Source organism: Azospirillum sp. UFLA03-27, assembly GCF_059803775.1.
This window is the reverse complement of sequence record NZ_JAUQTX010000031.1, coordinates 15636-37437: the sequence shown is the minus strand read 5'-3', so window position 1 is coordinate 37437 and position 21802 is coordinate 15636. Positions and strand designations below refer to the sequence as shown.

At 68.5% G+C, this 21802-nt stretch carries 15 protein-coding genes and 2 pseudogenes; 8 read left to right on the top strand and 9 right to left on the bottom strand.

What is annotated here, in order from left to right; all coding sequences use genetic code 11:
- Both Q4I23_RS07290 and Q4I23_RS07285 read left to right on the top strand, forming a co-directional pair.
- A pseudogene (locus Q4I23_RS07290) lies at positions 1-498 on the top strand (response regulator); the annotation flags it as partial.
- 313 nt (positions 499-811) lie between these two features.
- Positions 812-4318 (top strand): annotated as a pseudogene (locus Q4I23_RS07285) (indolepyruvate ferredoxin oxidoreductase family protein); the annotation flags it as partial.
- A 58-nt stretch (positions 4319-4376) separates the two neighbouring features.
- On the opposite strand, the gene Q4I23_RS07280 reads toward Q4I23_RS07285, so the two are convergent.
- The 7 genes from Q4I23_RS07280 to Q4I23_RS07250 all read right to left on the bottom strand — a co-directional run bounded on the left by Q4I23_RS07280 (position 4377) and on the right by Q4I23_RS07250 (position 11795).
- Positions 4377-5303, bottom strand: coding sequence for a hypothetical protein (locus tag Q4I23_RS07280; protein WP_454018033.1), 927 nt, complete (start codon positions 5301-5303; stop codon positions 4377-4379).
- Positions 5300-6970 carry a tetratricopeptide repeat protein gene (locus tag Q4I23_RS07275; RefSeq protein WP_498525752.1) on the bottom strand — a complete coding sequence of 557 codons (1671 nt, stop codon included), beginning with the start codon at positions 6968-6970 and terminating at the stop codon, positions 5300-5302. The genes Q4I23_RS07280 and Q4I23_RS07275 overlap by 4 nt, the downstream gene beginning before the upstream one ends.
- A 40-nt stretch (positions 6971-7010) precedes the next feature.
- Positions 7011-7676 carry an SGNH/GDSL hydrolase family protein gene (locus tag Q4I23_RS07270; RefSeq protein WP_498525751.1) on the bottom strand — a complete coding sequence of 222 codons (666 nt, stop codon included), beginning with the start codon at positions 7674-7676 and terminating at the stop codon, positions 7011-7013.
- A gap of 176 nt (positions 7677-7852) precedes the next feature.
- Positions 7853-8800, bottom strand: a complete 948-nt coding sequence (locus Q4I23_RS07265; protein WP_454018030.1) for an anti-sigma factor family protein — start codon at positions 8798-8800, stop codon at positions 7853-7855.
- Positions 8800-9309 (bottom strand): sigma-70 family RNA polymerase sigma factor, encoded by a 510-nt coding sequence (locus Q4I23_RS07260; RefSeq protein WP_014239953.1) that lies wholly within the window; start codon positions 9307-9309, stop codon positions 8800-8802. Before Q4I23_RS07260 ends, Q4I23_RS07265 begins: the two co-directional genes overlap by 1 nt.
- A gap of 212 nt (positions 9310-9521) precedes the next feature.
- A complete protein-coding gene (locus Q4I23_RS07255) occupies positions 9522-10793 on the bottom strand; it encodes a YeeE/YedE family protein (protein ID WP_498525750.1) in 1272 nt (423 codons plus the stop codon).
- A 39-nt stretch (positions 10794-10832) separates the two neighbouring features.
- On the bottom strand, positions 10833-11795 hold the full coding sequence (locus tag Q4I23_RS07250) for a sulfurtransferase (protein ID WP_498525749.1): 963 nt from the start codon (positions 11793-11795) through the stop codon (positions 10833-10835).
- 262 nt (positions 11796-12057) lie between these two features.
- Between Q4I23_RS07250 and Q4I23_RS07245 the strand changes: the two genes are divergently transcribed.
- Positions 12058-12354 carry a DNA-binding protein gene (locus Q4I23_RS07245; protein WP_014239949.1) on the top strand — a complete coding sequence of 99 codons (297 nt, stop codon included), beginning with the start codon at positions 12058-12060 and terminating at the stop codon, positions 12352-12354.
- A 77-nt stretch (positions 12355-12431) separates the two neighbouring features.
- On the opposite strand, the gene Q4I23_RS07240 is transcribed toward Q4I23_RS07245, so the two are convergent.
- Both Q4I23_RS07240 and Q4I23_RS07235 read right to left on the bottom strand, forming a co-directional pair.
- Entirely contained in the window at positions 12432-14354 is a 1923-nt protein-coding gene (locus Q4I23_RS07240) for a propionyl-CoA synthetase (RefSeq protein ID WP_454018027.1), read from the bottom strand.
- Between the two features lie 183 nt (positions 14355-14537).
- Positions 14538-15611 (bottom strand): extracellular catalytic domain type 1 short-chain-length polyhydroxyalkanoate depolymerase, encoded by a 1074-nt coding sequence (locus Q4I23_RS07235; RefSeq protein WP_498525748.1) that lies wholly within the window; start codon positions 15609-15611, stop codon positions 14538-14540.
- A gap of 297 nt (positions 15612-15908) precedes the next feature.
- On the opposite strand from Q4I23_RS07235, the gene Q4I23_RS07230 reads away from it, so the two are divergent.
- The 5 genes from Q4I23_RS07230 (at position 15909) to Q4I23_RS07210 (ending at position 21745) form a co-directional block, all read left to right on the top strand.
- The gene (locus tag Q4I23_RS07230) at positions 15909-16265 is read left to right on the top strand and encodes a hypothetical protein (RefSeq protein ID WP_114860556.1); all 357 of its coding nucleotides are present in this window, start codon (positions 15909-15911) and stop codon (positions 16263-16265) included.
- Between the two features lie 169 nt (positions 16266-16434).
- On the top strand, positions 16435-18240 hold the full coding sequence (locus tag Q4I23_RS07225; protein WP_498525753.1) for a M3 family oligoendopeptidase: 1806 nt from the start codon (positions 16435-16437) through the stop codon (positions 18238-18240).
- An 80-nt stretch (positions 18241-18320) separates the two neighbouring features.
- Complete coding sequence (locus tag Q4I23_RS07220) at positions 18321-18722, top strand: bacteriohemerythrin (RefSeq protein ID WP_498525747.1); 402 nt, start codon at positions 18321-18323, stop codon at positions 18720-18722.
- A gap of 179 nt (positions 18723-18901) precedes the next feature.
- Positions 18902-20326 carry an FAD-binding oxidoreductase gene (locus Q4I23_RS07215; protein WP_498525746.1) on the top strand — a complete coding sequence of 475 codons (1425 nt, stop codon included), beginning with the start codon at positions 18902-18904 and terminating at the stop codon, positions 20324-20326.
- Positions 20327-20398: 72 nt separating this feature from the next.
- Positions 20399-21745 (top strand): ABC1 kinase family protein, encoded by a 1347-nt coding sequence (locus Q4I23_RS07210; RefSeq protein WP_498525745.1) that lies wholly within the window; start codon positions 20399-20401, stop codon positions 21743-21745.
- Positions 21746-21802 lie beyond the last annotated feature (57 nt).

Genomic DNA, 21802 nt, shown 5'->3' with positions numbered 1-21802 from the left:
GCGTATAATCGTCGGCAGCGTCAGATGTGTATAAGAGACAGGTCCACGACGGGAACGGGTCCGCTGCGCTCGACCGATCCGAAGATGGTCCGCCTAGTGCTGGCGCTCGACCGGATGGAAAGGGCGCTGGCCTGCCCCGACGCGCTGGGCACGCGGCTGCGCCACGCGGTGTCCGACCTGCAGCTGGCCGCCGCCGGCAACGCCGCGGCCACCGCCATCGTCGCGTCGCTGTCCACCTGCGTCACCTGGGTGGAGCATGACGGAGAGAGCTTCCAGGAAGCGGTGCAAGCCCACATGGACGCGCTGCGTTGGACCATCAGCATCGGCGGCGGAGCGGACTCCTCCGCCGCCCTGCGGGTGATGATCGGCGCCCTGCGCGCCATGGTGCGCAGCCTCAGCCTACGCGACGGCAACGGCCCCAATCTGTGGCCGGACGGCGCCTTCGGCGCGTCGGACCATGGGGGCGAAGCGGGGCATTCCCCCCTGCCACCCGCCTGAAGACTTCCCATATCGGGTAAGAGGGCCACCACCCTAACCCTCCACTGCGTTAGCGGGGGAGGGTTAGGGTGGTGGCAAGGGTGACGCACCCATGGACGCGAGCGGGAATGTCCCGCCGAAGGGCGATTCCCGCCCGTCCGTTTCACAGCGCTGCGAGCGCCGGACCGTTCCTTGCTTTTTGCGGAAGGAGGCCCCGCGCCGGTTGCCGAATAAGACAGCCTTCGTTACCTTTTTGCTTGTCGAACAAACACAACAAGCGGCGCGGCGAACGCGCCCCGAACAGCGCTTTTCAGGGCGCCACAAAGGGGATGGAACAATGGCTCTCGCAACCGTGACCCTTGACGACAAGTACGCGCTTGAACAAGGGCGCGTGTACCTGACGGGAACCCAGGCGCTGGTGCGCCTTCCGATGATGCAGCGCCAGCGCGATCTTGCCGCCGGGCTGAACACCGCCTGTTTCATTTCGGGTTACCGTGGGTCTCCATTGGGCGGCTTCGACCAGAATTTGTGGAACGCGCGCAAGTTCCTGGAGAAGAACCACATCCAATTCCAGCCCGGCGTCAACGAGGAGCTGGGCGCCACCGCTGTCTGGGGCAGCCAGCAGGTCGGCATGTTCCCCGGCGCCAAGTACGACGGCGTCTACTCCATGTGGTACGGCAAGGGTCCGGGCGTGGACCGGTCGGGCGACGTGTTCAAGCACGCCAACGCCGCCGGCACCTCACGCAACGGCGGCGTGCTGGTGCTGACCGGCGACGACCACAACGCCAAGTCCTCCACCTTCCCGCACCAGTCCGAACACGCCTTCATGCACGCGATGATCCCCGTGCTGAACCCGTCGGGCGTGCAGGAGATCCTGGATTACGGCCTGATCGGCTGGGCGATGAGCCGGTATTCCGGCTGCTGGATCGCCATGAAGACGATCGCCGAGACGGTGGACACCTCGGCGTCGGTGTACATCGACCCGCATCGCGTCAGCCCGATCGTCCCCGCCGACTTCCCGATGCCGCCGGGCGGCCTGAACATTCGCTGGCCGGATCCGCCGCTGGAGCAGGAATACCGGCTGATGAAGCACAAGCTGTACGCCGCCCTGGCGTTCGCGCGTGCCAACCGGCTGGACAAGGTGATGGTGTCCTCCCCCCGTCCACGCTTCGGCATCGTCACGACCGGCAAGAGCTATCTGGACGTCCGGCAGGCCTTCGACGAGCTGGGCATCACCGAGGAGATGGCCGCCGACTGGGGCCTGACCGTCTACAAGGTCGGCATGCCCTGGCCGCTGGAACGCGACGGCGTGCGTCACTTCGCCGAGGGGCTCGACGAGATCGTCGTGGTCGAGGAGAAGCGCGCCGTCATCGAGAACCAGCTCAAGGAGCAGCTCTACAACTGGCATCCCGACGTCCGCCCGAAGGTGGTCGGCAAGTTCGACGAGCATGGCGAGTGGATTCTCCCTTCCGCTGGCGAACTCTCCCCCGCGCAGATCGCCGTGGTCATCGGGCGTCGGCTGGAGCGCTTCGTCGACAACGAGAACCTGAAGCGCCGCGTCGCTTTCCTGGATGCGCAGGAGAAGCAGAAGGCCCATCAGGCCCGCGTCATCCGCAAGCCGACCTTCTGCTCCGGCTGCCCGCACAACACCTCCACCCATGTGCCGGAGGGCAGCCGGGCGCTGGGCGGCATCGGCTGCCACTACATGGCGACCTGGCTCGACCGCAAGACCGACACCTTCACCCAGATGGGCGGCGAGGGCGTGCCCTGGGTCGGCCAGGCCCCCTTCACCGAGGAGAAGCACATCTTCGCCAACCTCGGCGACGGCACCTACTACCACTCCGGCATCCTGGCCATCCGGCAGGCCATCGCGGCGAAGGCCAACATCACCTACAAGATCCTGTTCAACGACGCCGTAGCGATGACCGGCGGCCAGCCGGTGGACGGCACGCTGACCGTCCAGTCGCTCGCCAACCAGCTCCGCGCCGAGGGCGTGGGCCGCATCGTCGTCGCCTCCGACGAGCCGGAGAAGTACGGCATCGGCGACGGCCTGCCGCAATACACCAGCGTCGAGCACCGCGACGACTTGGAGCGCGTGCAGAAGGAGATGCGCGAGGTGTCCGGCGTCAGCGTCCTGATCTACGACCAGACCTGCGCCACCGAGAAGCGTCGCCGCCGCAAGCGCGGCCGGATGGTCGACCCGGCCAAGCGCGTGATCATCAACGAGCTGGTCTGCGAGGGCTGCGGCGACTGTTCCGCCAAGTCCTCCTGCGTGTCGGTGGTGCCGCTGGAGACCGAGTTCGGGCGCAAGCGCCAGATCGACCAGTCGAGCTGCAACAAGGACTATTCCTGCACCAAGGGCTTCTGCCCCAGCTTCGTGACGGTGGAGGGCGGGCAGCTCCGCAAGCCGAAACCGGCCGCGGCCAAGGCCGGGGCCGAGCCGTCCGACCTGCGCACCCCCACCCTGCCCGCGCTCGACCGGCCCTGGGGCATCTACGTCACCGGCGTCGGCGGCACCGGCGTGGTGACCATCGGCGCCCTGCTCGGCATGGCCGCCCACATCGAGGGCAAGGGCGTCGGCGTGCTCGATATGACCGGCCTCGCCCAGAAGGGTGGTGCTGTGACCAGCCACATCCGCATCGCCGCCACGCCGGAGGACATCCATTCCGTCCGCATCGCGGCGGGCGGGGCCGACGCGGTGGTGGGCTGCGACCTGATCGTCGCCGGGGCGGGCGACGCCCTGTCGAAGATGGCGCACGGCCACACCCGCGCGGTCATCAACACCCACGACACCATCACCGTGGACTTCCTGAAGAAGCCGGACTTCACCGTGCCGGTCCACGATCTGGTGGCCGACATCCGCAAGGCCTGCGGCGAGGGGGCGGTGAACGCCTTCGACGCGACCAAGCTGGCGACCGCGCTGATGGGCGACAGCATCGCCACCAACCCCTTCCTGATGGGCTACGCGTGGCAGAAGGGGCTGATCCCGATCACCGCCGAAGCCATCCTCAAGGCCATCGAACTGAACGGCGTGGCCGTGAAAATGAACACCGACGCCTTCAACTGGGGCCGCCGCGCCGCCGTCGATCTGGCCGCCGTAGAGGCCGCCGCCAACCCGCCGCAGGAGCAGGCCGCGGCCCACGACCTGTTCATCCTCGACCAGCGCCGCTCGTCCGCCAGCCTGGACGAGGCCATCGCCCGCCGCACCGCCTTCCTGACCGACTATCAGGATGCGGCCTACGCCAGCCGCTACCACGCGCTGGTCGACTGGACGCGGCGCGTCGAGGGCCAGAAGATTCCCGGCTCCACCGCCCTGACCGAGGCCGTGGCCAAGGGCTACTTCAAGCTGCTCGCCTACAAGGACGAGTATGAGGTGGCCCGGCTCTACACCGACACCGGTTTCGTCGAGCAGATCGGGCGGATGTTCGAGGGTGACTACAAGCTGGTCTTCCACATGGCCCCGCCGGTGATGGGCGAGAGCGGCGAGGACGGTGGCGAGCCGAAGAAGAAGCGTTTCGGCCCGTGGATGCTGAAGGCCCTGCGCATGCTCGCCAAGGGCAAGCGCCTGCGCGGCAGCCCGCTCGACCCGTTCGGCTGGCTGGCCGAGCGCCGCATGGAGCGCCGCCTGATCGCGGAGTACGAGGCGATCATGGGCGAAATCCTGCACGGCCTGACCCGCGACAACCACGCCACGGCGGTGGAGATCGCCCGCCTGCCGCAGGAAATGCGCGGCTACGGCCCGGTGAAGGCCCGCAACGTCGAGGCGGCCAAGGCGAAGGAGGCCACCCTGCTCGACGGCTTCCGCCAGCCCGCCGCCCCGCAGCCGATGGCGGCGGAGTGACCGATGGGATTGTGACCGAAGGAGTTGGGTGCGGGGGGGCGGCCGGCCTCCCGCTCCCTCATCGCGGCTGCAGGACGCCGATCTCCGCCAATGCCGCGCGGTTGCGGGTGACGGCGGCAGCCAGATGGCGCAAATGCTGCTGCTGAAGGGCCGGATTGGCGAAGGTGCGCAGATAGCCCTTCAGCACATGCTCCCCAAAGTTCAGCGCGAGGTCGGCGTCCAGGTGATGCCCCTTCCGGGAGGTGGCGTGGACGACCATCGTCGGATGCCCGTCGAGCACGAAGCCATGGCGGTCCCGGGGGTCCGGCATCGTCACATCGGCCAGAGGCGCGTCGTAGACCTGCCACAGGCGCGCGTCGAGCACCTCCACGCAGGCGGGATCGGGCAGAACCAGCGCGTTCAGCACATTCTGTTCCCACAGCGCGTGCTGCGGCACGCCCCGGCAGGTCACCGCCCATTCCGCCAGCAACCCGCGCGACACCCACAGCATCAGCGCCGACATCAGGTACGGCGAGTCCGGGTCGATCCCGCGGTCCCGCAACAGGCGTTCCGCCGGCGTGACGTAATGGCCGCCACTGTGCAGTTCGTCCATCATCCCGCCGAAGGTCATGCGGTCCACCGTGTCGGTGGTGGCGAGCGCCTTGCCGGAACGCCGGAGATCATCCGCCAGCCGCTCGGCCGCGGCGAGGTCGAGGGCCCCCACCATCATGTCGGCGTCCAGCCACAGCAGGCTGTCCCACGCCTCACCCGCGCAATAGTCCGACAGGTGCCCCTTGCACAGGTAGGGATGCGCGTCCGCCGGCAGGATTTTCGGGCGGTCGAGCAGCAGGCCAGCGGCGCGCAGATACGCGCGCTGCCCGTCGGTCAGACCGAAATCGCAGACGCGCACCCGCTCCAGCGGAAAACGCCCGCTCAGCCCCTCCAGGAAGGCCAGCGTGGTGATGAAGTAGCGCGCGTTGGCGCCGGTCACGCACAATGTGCTCATGGTCGATCCTGCAAGGGTCCACTCAGCGCCGCCAAATCGCGGCGCAGCCGCTCCACCGGCTCCGTCCAGTCGCCGAACACGGACTGGCGGTAGAGGCGTGCCGTCGGGTACCAGGGCGAATCCACCCGTCCGCACATCCAGCGCCACTCCGCCCCCTGGTCGAGCAGCACCGCCACCGGTTTCCCAAGCGCTCCGGCGAGGTGGGCCACGGCGGTGCAGGGGCTGATCACGATGTCCAGCGCCTGGATCGCCGCGGCGGTGTCCGCGAAATCGCGAAGCTCCGTCCCCAGGTCGAGGAACGGGCCGAGCGGGGTGTGGCGCTCAAGGTCCGCACGGCCGTTGACGACCTGGAGCAGGATGGTCGTCACGCCGGAGACGCCGGTCAGCGGCAGCACCGCCTCAAGCCCCGGCGAGCGCTGGCGATGGTAGGGAAAGGCGACCGAGCCGTGCCAGACCAGCCCCACTTTCACCCCGCGCAGCCCGGCCAGCCGATCCGCCCAACGCCGCGACGCCGCGTCGGGCGCCCGCAGATAGGGAACGGCGGCGGGCACGCTGTCCAGATCGGTGCCCATCCGGTGGATCAGGCTCATGATGGGGATTTGGACGTCGTGGGCTGGCGGCGGTCCATCGAGACCGGACAGGTCATCCACCAGTTCCGACGCGCGGAAGAGGGCGAGCAAACCTTTCGGCCCGTGGAAGACCACGCGCATCCCCTGGGCTCGCAGCAGCGGGGCGTAGCGGATGAACTGGATGGCGTCGCCATAACCACGGTCGGCGTGGATCAGCAGCGTCCGGCCCGGCTGAACCCGACCGTCCCAGACAGGCCGGCTGTAAGGTCGCGGCGGCGTGAAAGTGGGCAGGCTCAGCCGCGCCTCGTAATCCGTCGCTCCGTCGCGCAGGCGCCCGGCGAGCATCCGCAGCGCCCCTCGCCCCGCCCGCGCCGTGTCCATCCCCGGCGACAGCCGCAATGCGCGGTCGAAGGCGGCCTCGGCCAGGATGACCGCGTGCCGTCCCAGCCCGGCGAAGCCCAGGTTGGCCCAGTGCTCGGCCGTGGACGGGTCGAGCGTGACGGCCCGGCGCAGCGCAGTGCGCGCCTCGTCCTGCCGCCACGCCGCCAGCAGCGCCGCACCCGCCGCACCCCAGGCGGCGGCCGTGCCGCGCAGCACCGCCAGCCGGACAAAGGCGTCGGCCGCCGCGTCCGGCCGCTCCACCTTGCCCAGCGCCTCCGCCATGTTGTTCTGGCTGCGGGTGTGGCCGGGGGCCAGGACCAGAGCGAGCCGGTACAGCACCGCCGCCGCGGCGATATCGCGCGTGCCCAGCCGCAGGTCGCCAAGGTCGCAGGCAAGATCGGGCGACAGCACACCGCGGCGCACGGCGCCGGCCAGCAGGGCCGCCGCCCGGTCCGCCCGCCCCTGGCGCTTCAGGCATTCCGCCTGGCTGCGCGCGTAGGCGGGGTTCTCCGGCGCGCAGACGGCGGCCCGGCGGAAGCGCGCCTCGCCTCCCGCAGGATCGCCCGCGGAGACGGCCAGCACGCCCAGGACGTTCCAGGCTTCGCCGTGGCCGGGGACCAGCGCCAACGCACGGACAACCCGGCGCTCCGCCCCCGCTCGGTCGCCCCGCTGGAGCGCGGCGGCGCCCGCGCGGAGAAACTCCATCGCGTCGGTCACGCGGCCTCCTGGGATGATGATCGAATCATGATGGGCGTCATCATGGCGGCAGGTCCAGCGCGTTCAAAGCCTCCGCCCAGACCCCGGCGGCGCGGATGGGGTGGAGGTGGTGATCGCCGGGATTCGGGCTGCGGAACGCCTCGGCGACCAGCCCGGTGTCCGAGTCGGTGATGCGCGGGGTGATGTCAACGAAGGGCAACCTGCGCGCGTCCGCCTCGTCGCGCAGGCGGGCGTTGTAGCGGTGGGTCAGTTCGGTGCGCTGGCGCAGGGTGGCGGTGACCTCGTGCCGGGCGCGCGCGACCTTGCCCCGGGTTTCGCCGTCCCGGATGGTCGGCAGCACCGCCCCAGTCAGCACCAGCGTGGGATAGCCGCCCTCCAGCAGATCGTCCACGAAGGTGGCGCAGGCGACCACCGACTCCTCCAACTGCCGCTCGACGCAGTCGCCGTGCCTCTGCGCCCGCCACCAGATGACGAAGCCGCAATCGACCTCGCCGAGCTGGATCACCGGAATGGCGTTCGGATCGGCGGGCAGCAAGGCGTCCTTGAAGAGAGTGACCGCGTGGGTCTGGCTTTCCGGGTTGCGCAGGCCGATCGAGGTCGCCCCGGGAACCAGCAGACAGCGCGCCGGCCGGTCGAGCAGGCGAATCGTCGCGGCGATCTCGAAGGATTGCACATGGCTGTCGCCGATGAAGAACCAGTCCCGCATGCCTCACGACCCACGCCACCACCGGCGCATTGTGGGGCGGCGGCTGGGTGGGAGTAAACCGGGAAACGAAGAGAGGGACGCCTATTTCAACTCATTGACTTCAGAAGCCACACCGCCCTTTTGCGGGAAGCGCGAGGGGCGGCGGTCGCCCCTCGCAAAGCGCGCCCTTTCCTGCCTCAGCTGTCCTTCGGCTTGTGCGTGTCGCTGATCGGCTGGACGCCGGCGGGCGGCTGGTCCTGCTGTTGCTGGGGCTGCTGCTCCTGCTGCGGCTGCGGGTTCTGCTGGTCCTGCTGTTGCGGCTCGGGGCGGCGCGGACCGGCCTTGACGTCGTTGTAGACGGCCTCGGCGACGCGCAGCAGGTCCTCCTTGGACATCCGCCCGGCCAGCGCGTAGGCCAGCGGGCCTTCGACCCAGTAGATGGTCGCCACGTCGCCGTTCTGCGAGAAGCCGAACTTCGCCGGGTTGCCGGAACGCGGGGCGCCGACGAACAGAGTGACGCGCTTGTTGGCCTCGTTCACGTACATGTACTGGGCGCCGGCTCCCAGCTCGGTGGGCAGCGACCGCCCGCCGATCAGCCGCAGACCGACCTTGCCCAGGTCCGGGCCGAAGACGTCGCGCCCGACGCGCTTGGACAGCCAGCTGTTCAGCTCGTCCTGGTTGTCGGCGCCGAGCTCGACCTGGAAGCGCTCGTCGGAGGTGTAGAAGCGGTGGGCCTGGGTGGCCTCCTCGGCGAAGGTCTGGAGGGTCTGGCGCTGCTGGACGACCGGCGACTGGTCCACCGCGCCGCGGCCCAGCCAGCCGCCGCCGGCCCCGCCGACGATCAGCATCACCGCCGCAGCCATGCGCACCCAGGAGCGGGCGTGCCAGGGGGCGGCGTTGTCGTTGCCGGGCATGCGCCCGCGCAGCTTGCCCGTCAGTTCCTCGACCGGGCCGCTGGCCGGCTCGCGCAGCACAGGGTCGAAGAGTTCGTGCAGCAGCGCGGCCTGGGCGCGGTAATCCTCCGCCCGGCGGGCGGCATCCGGGTCGTCCGCCAGCCATCGCTCCACGAAGAGCCGGCGTTCCGGAGCCAGTTGCCCATCCACGTAGGCGTGCAGTTCGTCGTCCGTTACGCAATGCGCGTTCATCACTTCACCCGCCTGAGGGCCACCGAGCCCTCGTTCGCCAGCTTCGCCCTGACCGCCTCGCGCGCCCGCGAGAGGCGCGACATGACGGTCCCGATCGGAACGCCGAGCGTCTCGGCGACCTCTTCGTATTTCAGGCCCTCCAGCGCGACGAGGAGCAGCACCTTGCGCTGTTCCTCCGGCAGGTCGTCGAGCGCGCGCATCATCTCGCGCAACTCCACACGTTCCTCCTGCCGGGCCGGCGTCACCAGCTTCGACTCGACGCTGTCCACATCGACCTCGTCGGGCCGCGACGCTTTGGAGCGGACCTGATTGACATGGACGTTGTGCAGGATGGTGAAAAGCCACGCCCGCAGGTTCGTCCCCGCCTTGAAGGTGTCGGCGCGGGCCACCGCACGCGTCAACGCCTCCTGCACCAGATCCTCGGCATCCGAACGGTTGCGCAGCAACGCGCGCGCGTAGCGGCGCAGCGACGCAATGTGGACTTCCAGCTCGACCCCGAACGTGCTCAACCGCGCACCCGATTGTTGCCTCGAAGGCTCCACGGACCGCCGGGTGGCGGATCATGGCACTCCTTCAGGTAGGAACGGGTGGCGCGGCCTCCCAGGGCCGAGCCCCATTCAGGACCCGGTACGCCAGGATGAACGCCCCCCGCTCATCGTTTATTCCAGACTTTGATGCCCGTGCAGCAAAAATTCGGCAAAATCGAGGCGGGGGGTTGCGGTCAGCTGCGAACAAAGCGCCGCGGCAGGGCCAAGCCGGCCCACACACCGACCAGGACGGTCAGGCCAAACACCCAGCCCGACAGGGCGCCAGCCATGGTGCCGGACAGCAGCGTGCCGACCGTGCAGCCCAGCCCGGTCATGCTGCCCCAGCCGAGCAGAAGCCCACCGCCGAGGCCGCGTGCGGCGTCCCTCAGCGTCGGGCGGCGCGGGGTGAATTGGCCGGCTGCCAGCGACGCCGCGAAGCCTCCGGCGACCAAACCGGCGACCAGTAGCCCGTTCGGCGTCAGCCAGCTGTCGCCTGGCACGGTGGCGCAGCCGGCGAAGCCGTCCAGTCCCTCCAGCCGCAGGGGTACCAGCCCGGCCTCGCTGCCCAATTGGCGGGCGGCGCTGCCGATGGCGGAGGTGACCCCCAGCGGCTTGAGCCGCAGGATCACCAGGAAGCCGATCAGCCCGACTCCCAGCCCGCCGATCCAATAGGGCCAGCGCCCGTCGAACCAGGAGCGCAGCAGGTCCGGCAGGGTGTGCGGAGGCTCGCGGGCGGACGCTTCGGAGGCGGAGGCCGCGCGGAAACGCCAGAGCAGGGCCGCAAGGCCGCCAAGCGCCAGGATCTGCACCGCCAGCGACCCGCCATAGCCCAGATGATGGGGCAGCCAGACCACCGGGGCGGTGATGATCGTGGACAGGTAGAGGTCGTTCCAGGTGAGGAAGCCGAGCAGGAAGCCGCCCGCCGCCCCGACCAGAGCGAAGGGGGAGACCGGCGAGCCCTCGCCCAGCCGGTAGAGATGGGCGCTGATGCAGGAGCCCGACACCGCCATCCCCAGCCCGAAGGCCAGACCGGCCAGCACCAGAACCCAGCTCACCGGACCGATGTGGGCGTCGGGCGGCAAGCGCGGGGCGACCGGGTTCGGCACCCAGGCTCCGAAGACGACGTGATAGCCGACCGTCCCCACCGCCAGGGCGAGCAGAATCGCCAGCAGGCCGCGCGGGTCGCGGCGGTCGATGAAGTCGCGGGCGTGGCAGAGGAAGCAGAAGCGCGTCCGTTGCAGAAGCGCGCCGAACGCCGCGCCCAGCGTCAGCGCGAAGGCCATCGACGGGCCGCCGCCGGGCTGCGCGGCCAGCGCATAGGCCGCCGCCACGACCGCACCGGCCAGCAGCAGGGGAAGCAGAACCCGCCCGGCCAGCGCGGTGGCGCTGGAAGCCGGGGCGGGAGCTGCGTGAAGCGTCGGGGAAGCCCGCAAGGCGGGCTCCCCGTTGCGGGTCCGGATCGTCATGCGACGGGTATCAGTCGGCCATCCATCCATGGCCACCCGTCACTTGGCCGCCCAGACCGTACCGGCCGGGTTGTTCACCGGGACCCCCACGGCGTTGCCGTATTCGGTCCAGGACCCGTCGTAGTTCTTCACCTGATAGCCCAGCAGCTTGGACAGGGCGAACCAGGTGTGGCTCGACCGCTCGCCAATGCGGCAATAGGTGATGACCGGCTTGGAGCCGTCGATGCCGACCGAGGCGTAGAGCGCCTTCAGTTCCGCCACCGACTTGAAGGTGCCGTCGGCCTCGTTCACCGCCTTGCCCCAGGGAACGTTCGCCGCACCCGGAATATGGCCTGCGCGGATCGACAGCTCCTGGATGCCCTGCGGGGCGAAGACCTTGCCCTGGTATTCGTCGGGGGAGCGGATGTCCACCAGCTTGGCGTCGCTCTTGCCGTCGGCAACGGCGACCACGTCGGTCAGGCGGGCGCGCAGGCCGGTGTTCACCTTGGAGACGGTGTAGTTGCTGGGCTTCACCTCCGCCGGCTTGCTGGACAGGGCGCGGTTCTCCGCCTCCCACTTCTTACGACCGCCGTCCAGCAGCTTTACATTGTCAACGCCGTAGATGTCGAACACCCAGGCGCCCCAGGCCGCGAACCAGTTGTTGGTGTCGCCGTAGAGGACGATGGTGCTGTCCTTCTCCACCCCGGCCTTGGAGAGCAGGGCCTGGAACTGCTCCTTGCCCACGATGTCGCGGCGGACGGTGTCGTTCAGGTCGGTGTGCCAGGAGAAATTCACGCTGCCGGGGATGTGACCGCGCTCGTAGACGCCGGGGTTCACGCTGACCTCGATGACCTTCACCTTCGGGTCGCCGAGGTTCTTTTCCAGCCAGTCGGTGGTGACCAGTGGCCCGTCCGTGGCGGCGGCCATGGCGGATCCGGAAATCGTCGTCGCCAGCAGGACGCCGAAGGCGGCGGCGAAATGGCGCTTGGCCAAGCGGATTTTGGAGGGCGGCAGCGTGTTCATCGTATCTCCTGGTTCGTCAGCGGTGCGGAAGCGGATCGGTGAAGCGAGAGACTGGCGCGCCAGATTGATCGGCAATCGCTGTGTTATTATGTCTATTAATCTACATGGTAAGTAGATTTACGGCAAGCGTGAGCCGCCGGCCAGCGAGAGAAAGAACGTTTCCGCAAAAACTTGCGGCAAATTGCCACCGTGCGCGGATGAATCGGCGACTCCGGCGCGCGGCTTGGCAAGAATGGGTGCACTGCGTCATAAGGGCGGAGCCATGGCACGCCATCACGACACCATCGAGATCCTGGTTACCGCCCGCCACCTGGAGGCGCAGGGCATCCGCCCGACCGCGCGCATGGTCCGGCTGGCGCTGGGCGGCGGAAGCAACGCCGCCATCGCCCAGGCGCTGGCCACGACGGAGCTGACCCCGCTGGAGGAACTGATCCGGCGGCGGCGCGATCAACTTGATCTGGAATTGACCGAGGCCCGTCATGCGCTGGCGGCGTTGGAGGCGGAACAGGCGCGGCTCGACGAGTTGGCCGAATCCCTGTCCACCCTGGACAAGGCTTAGCGGAAAAAGAAAACCCCTCCCCCGGGCAGTGCCGGGGAAGGGGTTTCGGACGCCGCGCCTGTTGCAGGCGGAAGCGGTCAGCCCGCCTGATGCGTCTTGGCGTAGCCCAGCGACTGCAGCGCCTCGGCGATTTCCGGCAGGATGCCCGGATCGTCGATGGTCGCCGGAGTCTTGTAGTCCTGGTTGTCCGCAATCTTCTGCATGGTCCCGCGCAGGATCTTGCCGGAGCGGGTCTTCGGCAGGCGTTCCACCACTACGGCGCGCTTGAAGTCGGCGACCGGGCCGATCTGCTCGCGCACCAACTGGACCACCTCCTTGACGATCTCCTCGTGCGGGCGGGTCACGCCAGCCTTCAGGCAGAGGAAGCCCAGCGGCACCTGCCCCTTCAGGTCGTCGGCGACGCCGATCACCGCGCATTCCGCCACGTCCTTGTGGCTGGCCAGAACCTCCTCCATGCCGCCGGTGGACAGGCGGTGACCGGCGACGTTGATGATGTCGTCGGTGCGGGCCATGATGTAGACGTAGCCGTCGTCGTCGATGAAGCCCGCGTCACCGGTCTGGTAATAGCCGGGGTAATCGGACAGGTACGACTTCCTGTAGCGGTCGTCGGCGTTCCACAGCGTCGGCAGCGTGCCCGGAGGCAGCGGCAGCTTCACGCAGATGGCGCCGATGTCGCCGCGCGGCACTTCCTTGTTCTCGGCGTTCAGGATCTGCACGTCCCAGCCCGGCATCGGGCGGGTGGCGGAGCCGTACTTGATCGGGAAGAGATGCACGCCCAGCGGGTTGCCGGAGATCGCCCAGCCGGTTTCGGTCTGCCACCAGTGATCGATGACCGGAACGTTCAGATTGTCCTCGGCCCAATGCAGCGTGTCGGGGTCCGACCGCTCGCCGGCCAGGAACAGGGCGCGGAAGTGCGACAGGTCGTACTTCTTCAGCAGTTCGGCGTTGGGGTCCTCGCGCTTGATGGCGCGGAAGGCGGTCGGGGCGGTGAACAGCGTGCCGATCCTGTGCTGCTCGATCACCCGCCAGAAGGTGCCGGCGTCCGGCGTGCCCACCGGCTTGCCCTCGAAGACCACCGTGGTGCAGCCGTGCAGCAGCGGGCCGTAGACGATGTAGGAGTGGCCGACCACCCAGCCCACGTCCGACGCCGCCCAGTACACCTCGCCCGGCTCGACGTTGTAGATGTTCTTCATCGTCCACTTCAGCGCCACGGCGTGGCCGCCGTTGTCGCGGATCACGCCCTTCGGCTGGCCCGTGGTGCCCGAGGTGTAGAGGATGTAGAGCGGGTCGGTCGCGGCGACCGGCACGCATTCCGCCGGTTCGGCCTTGGCGACAGCCTCCGCCCAATTCACGTCGCGGCCTTCGATCAGGGTCGCGGTTTCCTGCGGGCGCTGGAAGACGATGACGCTGGACGGCTTGTGCTCCGCCTGCTCGATGGCGGCGTCGAGCATCGGCTTGTACTTGACGACGCGGTTCGGCTCGATGCCGCAGGAGGCCGAGACGATGGCCTTCGGCCGGGAGTCGTTGATGCGGGTCGCCAGCTCGTGCGGGGCGAAGCCGCCGAACACCACCGAATGCACCGCGCCGAGACGCGCGCAGGCCAGCATGGCGACCAGCGACTGCGGAATCATCGGCATGTAGAGGATGACGCGGTCGCCCTTCTCCACGCCCTGGGCGCGCAGCGCGCCGGCGAAGCGGGCGACCTGATCCTGGAGTTCGGCGTAGGTGATGGTCTGCACGGTCTTGGTGACTGGGCTGTCGTAGATGATCGCCGCCTGGGCGCCGCGTCCGGCCTCCACATGGCGGTCGACGGCGTTGTAGCAGGTGTTCAGGACGCCGCCGGTGAACCAGCGGTAGAAGGGCGCGTTGCTGTCGTCCAGCACCTTGTCCCAGCGCTTGATCCAGGTGATGTCTTCCGCCGCCTCGCCCCAAAATCCATCGGGATCGGACAGGGAACGGGCGTGGATCTGGTTGTAGCGATCGGCCGAGCTTTGGCTCATGGGGGGCGTCCCTTATATTTTGTTTGGTTCGCGTTTCTCCGCAGCCGCGCAATGAACGTTCACGCAGCGGCCCCAATCTGCGTCAGATCTGCATCGTTTGGCAAACGGCATTCCGGAAGGTGCGGCGGGCTGTCGCACCACTTTGGTGAGTGCCGAACCCGCCCGCCGCCCTTCCGGCGGGTGTTACTGTTCCAGTTGCAGGAAGCCGGCGGCCAGCGCGGCGCCGCAGAAGCCGACATTCTCAATGTAGGTCTTCGTCTCCGACACCCGCACCCGCCCGCAGGGGCGTTGCGGGTTGCCGGTGTCGATGGGCATGACGTGGCCGACGTCCTTCAGAAGCACCGTCTCCACCCACAGGGCGTTGGCACCCGCCGGGGCGTAGCCCTGCCGCACGGCGCGCTCCGGCCAGGAGGGCTCCTGACCGATGATCACCGGAGCGTCGGTCTTCAAACCATGGAAGGCAGTCCACTGGTTGGTCAGGTAGAGGGCGTTCTGCGGGTCCACGGTGCAGTCGGCCGTCCCCTGGACGATCAGCACGCGCGGACGCCCGGCGGGGTGCTGGGCGCGCTGGACCGCCTTCGTCCATTCGCGGCTGTCGTAGCCGCCGGAGCGCGCCTTCACCTCGGCGCAGCCGCGCGACACGGAGATGCCGCAGAGCGACGCGGCCGACTGCATGCTCTGCGCACACATCACCGGCACGCCCGCGAACAGCGCCCCGCCCGCGAAGACCTGCGGGAAGTCGGCCAGCAGGGTCGCCGCCATGCCCGCCCCCGCCGACAGGCCGGTGACGGACACCCGTTCCGCATCCACCGCCGGGCCGTTGGCGCCCAGCCCCTTGCCGGAGACGACCGCCCCGACCATCGAGGCGATGGCCGCCGCCTCGCTCGGCACAAAGCCCTTCAACGGGCTGTTCAGCCGGTCGGCGAAGTTGAAGCAGCCGAGCGGGTTGCCGTAACGCCCGAAGCCCCCAGTTCCCACCATGGACAGCAGATTGTGCTTCTGCGCCGGCAACAGGGCGACGAAGCCATGGGCGTCGGCCATGTCCTTCCAGCCCGAATCCTCGAAGAAGGTGCGGGCGTCCTGCTCGCAGCCGTGCAGCAGGACCAGCAGCGACGCCTTGCCGCGCGCCCTTGCGCTGTCCGGCACATAGACCAGGGCCGACAGGGCCGTGCCCTGCGCGTCGTAGCTGCCGGCGGGCAGTTCGACGGGCATGGCCTGCTGCGGCTGGGCCGCGGCGACGGGAAGAAGCCACGACAAGAGGAAGAACACCGCCAAAACCGGCTTTCGTAAGCGCACCAACAATGTCATTGCCGCCCTCCCCTTCCCACATCGGGAGAATTGATTCGTTGAGCATCAAATCTCCTCGCCAGCTCCCATAGAAGACGCGCAACAATCACTTGTGAACCACTAATTTTTGAACGGACGATCTGATCGCATACTTGCGTATGACTGCCCCCATTTTTCACGGGCCGCGACACCCTGGCCGTGATCGTGTTCCCTCTGCGGCGGCCTTGTCTCTGGCCTATTGGAGATTGGAACGCTATGCATGTCGCCATGAGCAGCGACCCGCCCGTCTTCGGCATCCGCCCGATCCTGACCGTTGTCCACCCGAACGGCGAACGGCTGATCGTGGCCCGGCTGACCAGTCTCGGCGGGTCCAGCCAGTCCAACCGCTTCGTCCTGCGCCGCGCCGATTTCCGCGCGCCGTGGGAGCAGCCGGACAAAGGCTATTTCGGTTATGCGGAGGTCGCCCGCGCGCTGGACGCCAACGGCTGGCGCGGCTGCGCCATCGAAGCGATGCCCACCACCGACCTGGAGGAGCGGCGGACCCGCCAACTCGCCCGCAAGAAGCTGCACCTGCAATGCGTGGAGGCGGCGATCCGCCGCGCGCAGGAAAGCCAAGCTCCCTGAGCGGGCGCCGCAGCGCAGCCTTCCCCCGAACCCGCGCGGCGCTTATATCCCGTTCCAAGCACAGAACGGCCAAAGCCCAGAACGGCCCAAGCCCAGAACGGAGGGACAGATGACCCGCAGCGCCACCCGGCACCCGATTGGCGATTTCCTTGGCGCTCCCCAGACCACCATGCCCGACACCGCCCTGGCCGCCACGGGGGACGGGCCTGACCTCGGCGCCCTGCCCTCCTGGGACCTGACGGACCTCTACCCGGGCATGGAGTCGGCGGAACTGAAGGCCGACCTGGAGCGGATGGAGCGCGCATCCAAGGACTTCTACGAGAAGTACGCGACCAAGCTGGCCGGTCTGGACGGCAACGCCTTCGCCGCCGCCATCCGCGAGTACGAGCGCATCGACGAGGTGCTGTCGCGGGTGATGTCCTACGCCGGGCTGGTCTACAACGGCAACATGACCGACCCGACCATCGCCAAGTTCTACCAGTCGGCACAGGAGCGGGTGAACGGCATCTCAACCCACCTCGTCTTCTTCACGCTGGAGATCAACCGGCTGGAGGACAAGGTGCTGGACGCCAAGCTGACGGCGTCGAAGGACCTCGCCCGCTACGCCCCCTGGCTGCGCGACGTCCGACTGTTCCGCGAGCACCAGCTCTCCGACGAGGTCGAACGCCTGCTGCACGAGAAGCATGTGGTCGGGCGCGCCGCCTGGAACCGCCTGTTCGACGAGACCATCGCCAGCTTGCGCTTTCCCATCGGCGGGAAGGAACTGACCTGCGCGGAGGCGCTGAACCGCCTGTCCGACCGCCGTCAGGAGGTCCGCAAGGAGGCCGGGACGGTGATCGGCAGGGTGATGGGCGACAACATCCGCCTGTTCGCCCTGGTGACCAACACGCTGGCCAAGGACAAGGAGATCGACGACACGTGGCGCAACTACAAGGCGCCCACGTCGGCCCGCAACCTGTCCAACCGCGTCGAGGACGAGGTGGTGGACGCGCTGGCCGCGGCGGGGAAGGATGCCTACCCGGCCCTGTCCCACCGCTACTACGCGATGAAGGCCAAGTGGTTCGGGCAGGACCATCTGGATTACTGGGACCGCAACGCGCCGCTTCCCGACGACGCCGACCGCAGCATCCGCTGGGACGAGGCGCGCGATCTGGTTCTGGGCGCCTATGGCCGCTTCTCGCCGGATCTGGCGGCACTGGGCAAGCGCTTCTTCGACAACGCATGGATCGACGCGCCGGTGCGTCCCGGCAAGGCGCCGGGCGCCTTCGCCCACCCCACGGTGCCCAGCGTTCACCCCTATCTGCTGGTCAACTACCAGGGCAAGACGCGCGACGTGATGACGCTGGCGCATGAACTGGGCCACGGCGTGCACCAGATCCTGGCCGGCGGACAGGGGCACCTGCTGTCCGACACGCCGCTGACCCTGGCGGAGACCGCGTCGGTGTTCGGCGAGATGCTGACCTTCCGCGCCCTGCTCGACAGCGAGACGGACCCGAAGCGCCGCAAGATCATGCTGGCCTCCAAGGTCGAGGACATGCTGAACACGGTGGTCCGCCAGATCGCCTTCTTCGACTTCGAGCGCCGCGTCCACACCGAGCGCCGCGAGGGCGAACTGACGGCGGAGCGGTTGGGCGAGATCTGGATGGCGGTGCAGACCGAAAGCCTCGGCCCGGCGCTGCGCTTCGACGAGGGATACCGGAACTACTGGTCCTACATCCCGCACTTCATCCACTCGCCCTTCTACGTCTACGCCTACGCGTTCGGCGACTGCCTGGTGAACTCGCTCTACGCGGTCTACCAGGAATCGGAGAAGGGCTTCGCGGAGAAGTATCTGGCGATGCTGTCGGCGGGCGGCACGCTGAGGCATCAGGATCTTCTGGCCCCCTTCGGGTTGGACGCCAGCGATCCGGCCTTCTGGCAGAAGGGGCTGAACGTCATCCGCGGCTTTGTTGACGAGCTGGAAAATCAGCCCTGACCGGGTTTTCTTGACGGACGTCAAGAATCCCTAATCGCAGGATGGGTATGGTGCCTCCAACGATCCCTTCGGAGAGCACCATGCCCCCCCTCTCGATCCCCGCCTGGAGTCCGTCCCTGGAAGTCGGCAACGCCATCATCGACGCCGACCACAAGGAGACCATCGAGCTTCTGGCCGAAGCCGCCAAGGCGTCGGACGCCGACCTGCCCGCCCATTTCACCGCCTTTGCCCAGCACCTCCGCGACCATCTGGCCCGCGAGGAGGAGCTGATGCACCAGTACGGCTTCCCGCCGACGCCCATCCACGTCCACGAGCACAACCGCGTCCGCCTGGAGTTAGAAGGCATCGCCAAGCGCATGGCCGCCGGCAATCTGGCCTTGGTCCGCGGCTATCTGACCGAGGTCGTGCCGGAGTGGTTCATCAACCACAAGAACACCATGGACAGCGCCACCGCCGCCTGGATCCGCAGCCAGGGCGGCTGATCCACCGCCCTCCGCCGTCGAAGCCGCGCAGACACCGAATTGAGGGGTGGCTCCGTCCGGAAGAACACCGGAGGGAGCCCTTTCCCGGATGGCCTGTACAGGGGTGAAACTTTACCCTTGTTGCGCCAATCCGCTCCGGATATTCGCGAAAATTGCTGCATTGACGTGGGAGGTGCTTGATGGGCGATTTCACGCTTCGCACCGCCGACCGGCGGGACGCGACCCTTTCCGAGGACGCCGTCAACGATCTTGCCGTCCGTCTGCGCGGCCCGCTGCTGACCCCGCAGTCGCCGGGCTATGACGAGGCCCGGACGATCTGGAACGCCATGATCGACCGCCGGCCCGGCCTGATCGCCCGCTGCGCCGGCGCCGCCGACGTCATGCAGGCGGTACGCTTCGCGCGGGAGAACGGGCTGCTGGTCTCCGTGCGCGGCGGCGGCCACAACATCGCCGGCAATTCCCTGTGCGACGGCGGCCTGCTGATCGACCTCGGCGCCCTGCGCTTCGTCCATGTCGACCCCATCAGCCGGACGGCGCGGGTGGCGCCCGGCGCCACGCTGGGCGATCTCGACCGGGAGACGCAGGCTTTCGGGCTGGCCGTGCCGGTCGGCATCAACTCCACCACCGGCATCGCCGGGCTGACGCTGGGCGGCGGATTCGGCTGGCTGACCCGCAAATACGGGCTGACGGTTGACAATCTGCTGTCCGCCGACGTCGTCACCGCCGATGGGAAGTTCCTGCGCGCCAGCGCCGACGAGAATCCCGACCTCTTCTGGGCCATCCGCGGCGGCGGCGGCAATTTCGGCATCGTCACCTCCTTCACCTTCCGCCTGCATCCCGTGGGCCCGATGGTGTTCGCCGGGCTGGTCGTCCATCCCTTCGCCGGGGCCGGCGATCTGATGCGCCGCTACCGCGACTCCACGGCATCCCTACCGGACGAGGCCACCGCCTGGATGGTGCTGCGTAAGGCACCCCCCCTGCCCTTCCTGCCACCGGATGTGCATGGCAAGGAGGTGGTGGTCATGCCCGTCATCTGCGCCGGAGACGACGAGGCGGCGGCCCGCAAGGCGCTGGAACCGGTGCTGTCGCTGGGCACGCCGATTGGGGAGCATGTCGGCCTCATGCCCTACGCGGCGTGGCAGGCGGCCTTCGACCCGCTCCTGGTGCCGGGCGCGCGGAACTATTGGAAATCGCAGAACTTCACCGGGCTGGAGGACGGGCTGATCGATGCGCTGATTGAGGAAGCCGGAAGGCTGCCCTCCAACCAGTGCGAGATATTCGTCGGCCTGCTGGGGGCTGCGGCCAACCGCGTGCCGGCGGACGCCACCGCCTATCCGCACCGCGACGCCCTCTTCGTCATGAACGTGCACGCGCGCTGGAACACCCCTCCGGAGGACAGCGCCTGTATCCAATGGGCGCGCGGCGTCTCCGACCGGACCGCCCGCTACGCCACCGGTGGGGTCTATGTGAACTTCGTCACCGACGACGAACAGCGCGTCCAGGCCGCCTACGGGCCGAACTACGAACGCCTGCGGGCGCTGAAGGCAAAATACGACCCCGGCAACCTCTTCTGCGTGAACCAGAACATCGCGCCGGGCGGGTGACGGCGCCGGTGCGTTCCGGTTTCGTCCAGCCTGGGACTCGCCTTTCGGCCCCGCCGCACCCACCTATTCGGCATGCCGAACACGGATGAGAACAGGCTTGGCGGCCGGATCGCGCGGTATGCGCGGGTCGGGACCGCCGTAGGGGGCCTTGCGGCCCGTTTCGCCGGAGAACGGGTGCTGGGCATCCCCCTGGAGCGGGATCGCCACGCCGCCGAACTGCGCGCCGCGCTGGGCGGGCTGAAGGGACCGCTGATGAAGGTGGCGCAACTGCTGTCCACCATCCCTGACGCCCTGCCCCGCGAGTATGTGCAGGAGCTGTCCCAGCTCCAGGCCGACGCGCCGTCGATGGGCTGGCCCTTCGTCAAGCGCCGCATGGCGAGCGAGCTTGGCCCCGCTTGGCACAAGCGCTTCCGGCACTTCGAACAGACAGCGGCGGCGGCGGCCTCGCTGGGGCAGGTGCACCGGGCCGTGGGACTGGATGGGCAGAACCTCGCCTGCAAGCTCCAGTATCCGGACATGGCCTCCGCCGTGGAGGCGGACCTGCGCCAGCTCGGCCTGATCTTCGCCATCTTCGAGCGGACGGACAGCGCCATCTCCACCAAGCAGATCCAGGCCGAGATCGGCGCCCGGCTGCGCGAGGAGCTGGATTACGAGCGCGAGGCCAAGCACGCCCGCCTCTACCGCGCCATGCTGGCCGACACCTCCGGCGTCCATGTGCCGGCGGTGGTGCCCGACCTGTCCACCCGGCGCCTGCTGACGCTGGAATGGGTGGAGGGGCGCAAGATCCTGGAGTTCGTGAAGGACCATCCGGACGCCCGCGACGCGCTGGCGATGAACATGTTCCGGGCCTGGTACGTGCCCTTCTACGGCTACGGGATCATCCACGGCGACCCGCATCTGGGGAACTACACGGTGCGGCCCGACCGGTCCATCAACCTGCTGGATTTCGGCTGCATCCGCGTCTTCCCGGCCCGCTTCGTGAAGGGGGTGATCGACCTCTACGACGCGCTGCAGACCGGCAACCAGGACAAGGCGGTGGAGGCCTACCGCACCTGGGGCTTCGGCAACCCGACCAAGGAGCTGGTGGACGTTCTGAACATCTGGGCGCGCTTCGTCTACGCCCCGATCATGGACGACCGCAGCCGCCGCATCGAGGAGACCAACTCCGGCCACTATGGCCGCGAGACCGCCGCCAAGGTCCATGCGGAGCTGCGCCGCGTCGGCGGGGTGGAGGTGCCGCGGGAATTCGTCTTCATGGACCGCGCGGCTATAGGTCTGGGCTCCGTCTTCCTGCATCTCCAGGCGGAGGTGAACTGGTACCGGCTGTTCCAGGAGATGATCCAGGGCTTCGACGTGGACGTCCTGCACGCCCGCCAGACCGCCGCCCTGACCGCACAGGCCCTCCCTTTGCCCGAATAAGCGCCGACTCGTAATGCTTCCCCCGTCCCACCGCTTTGGTCTATACGAGCGGCTCCC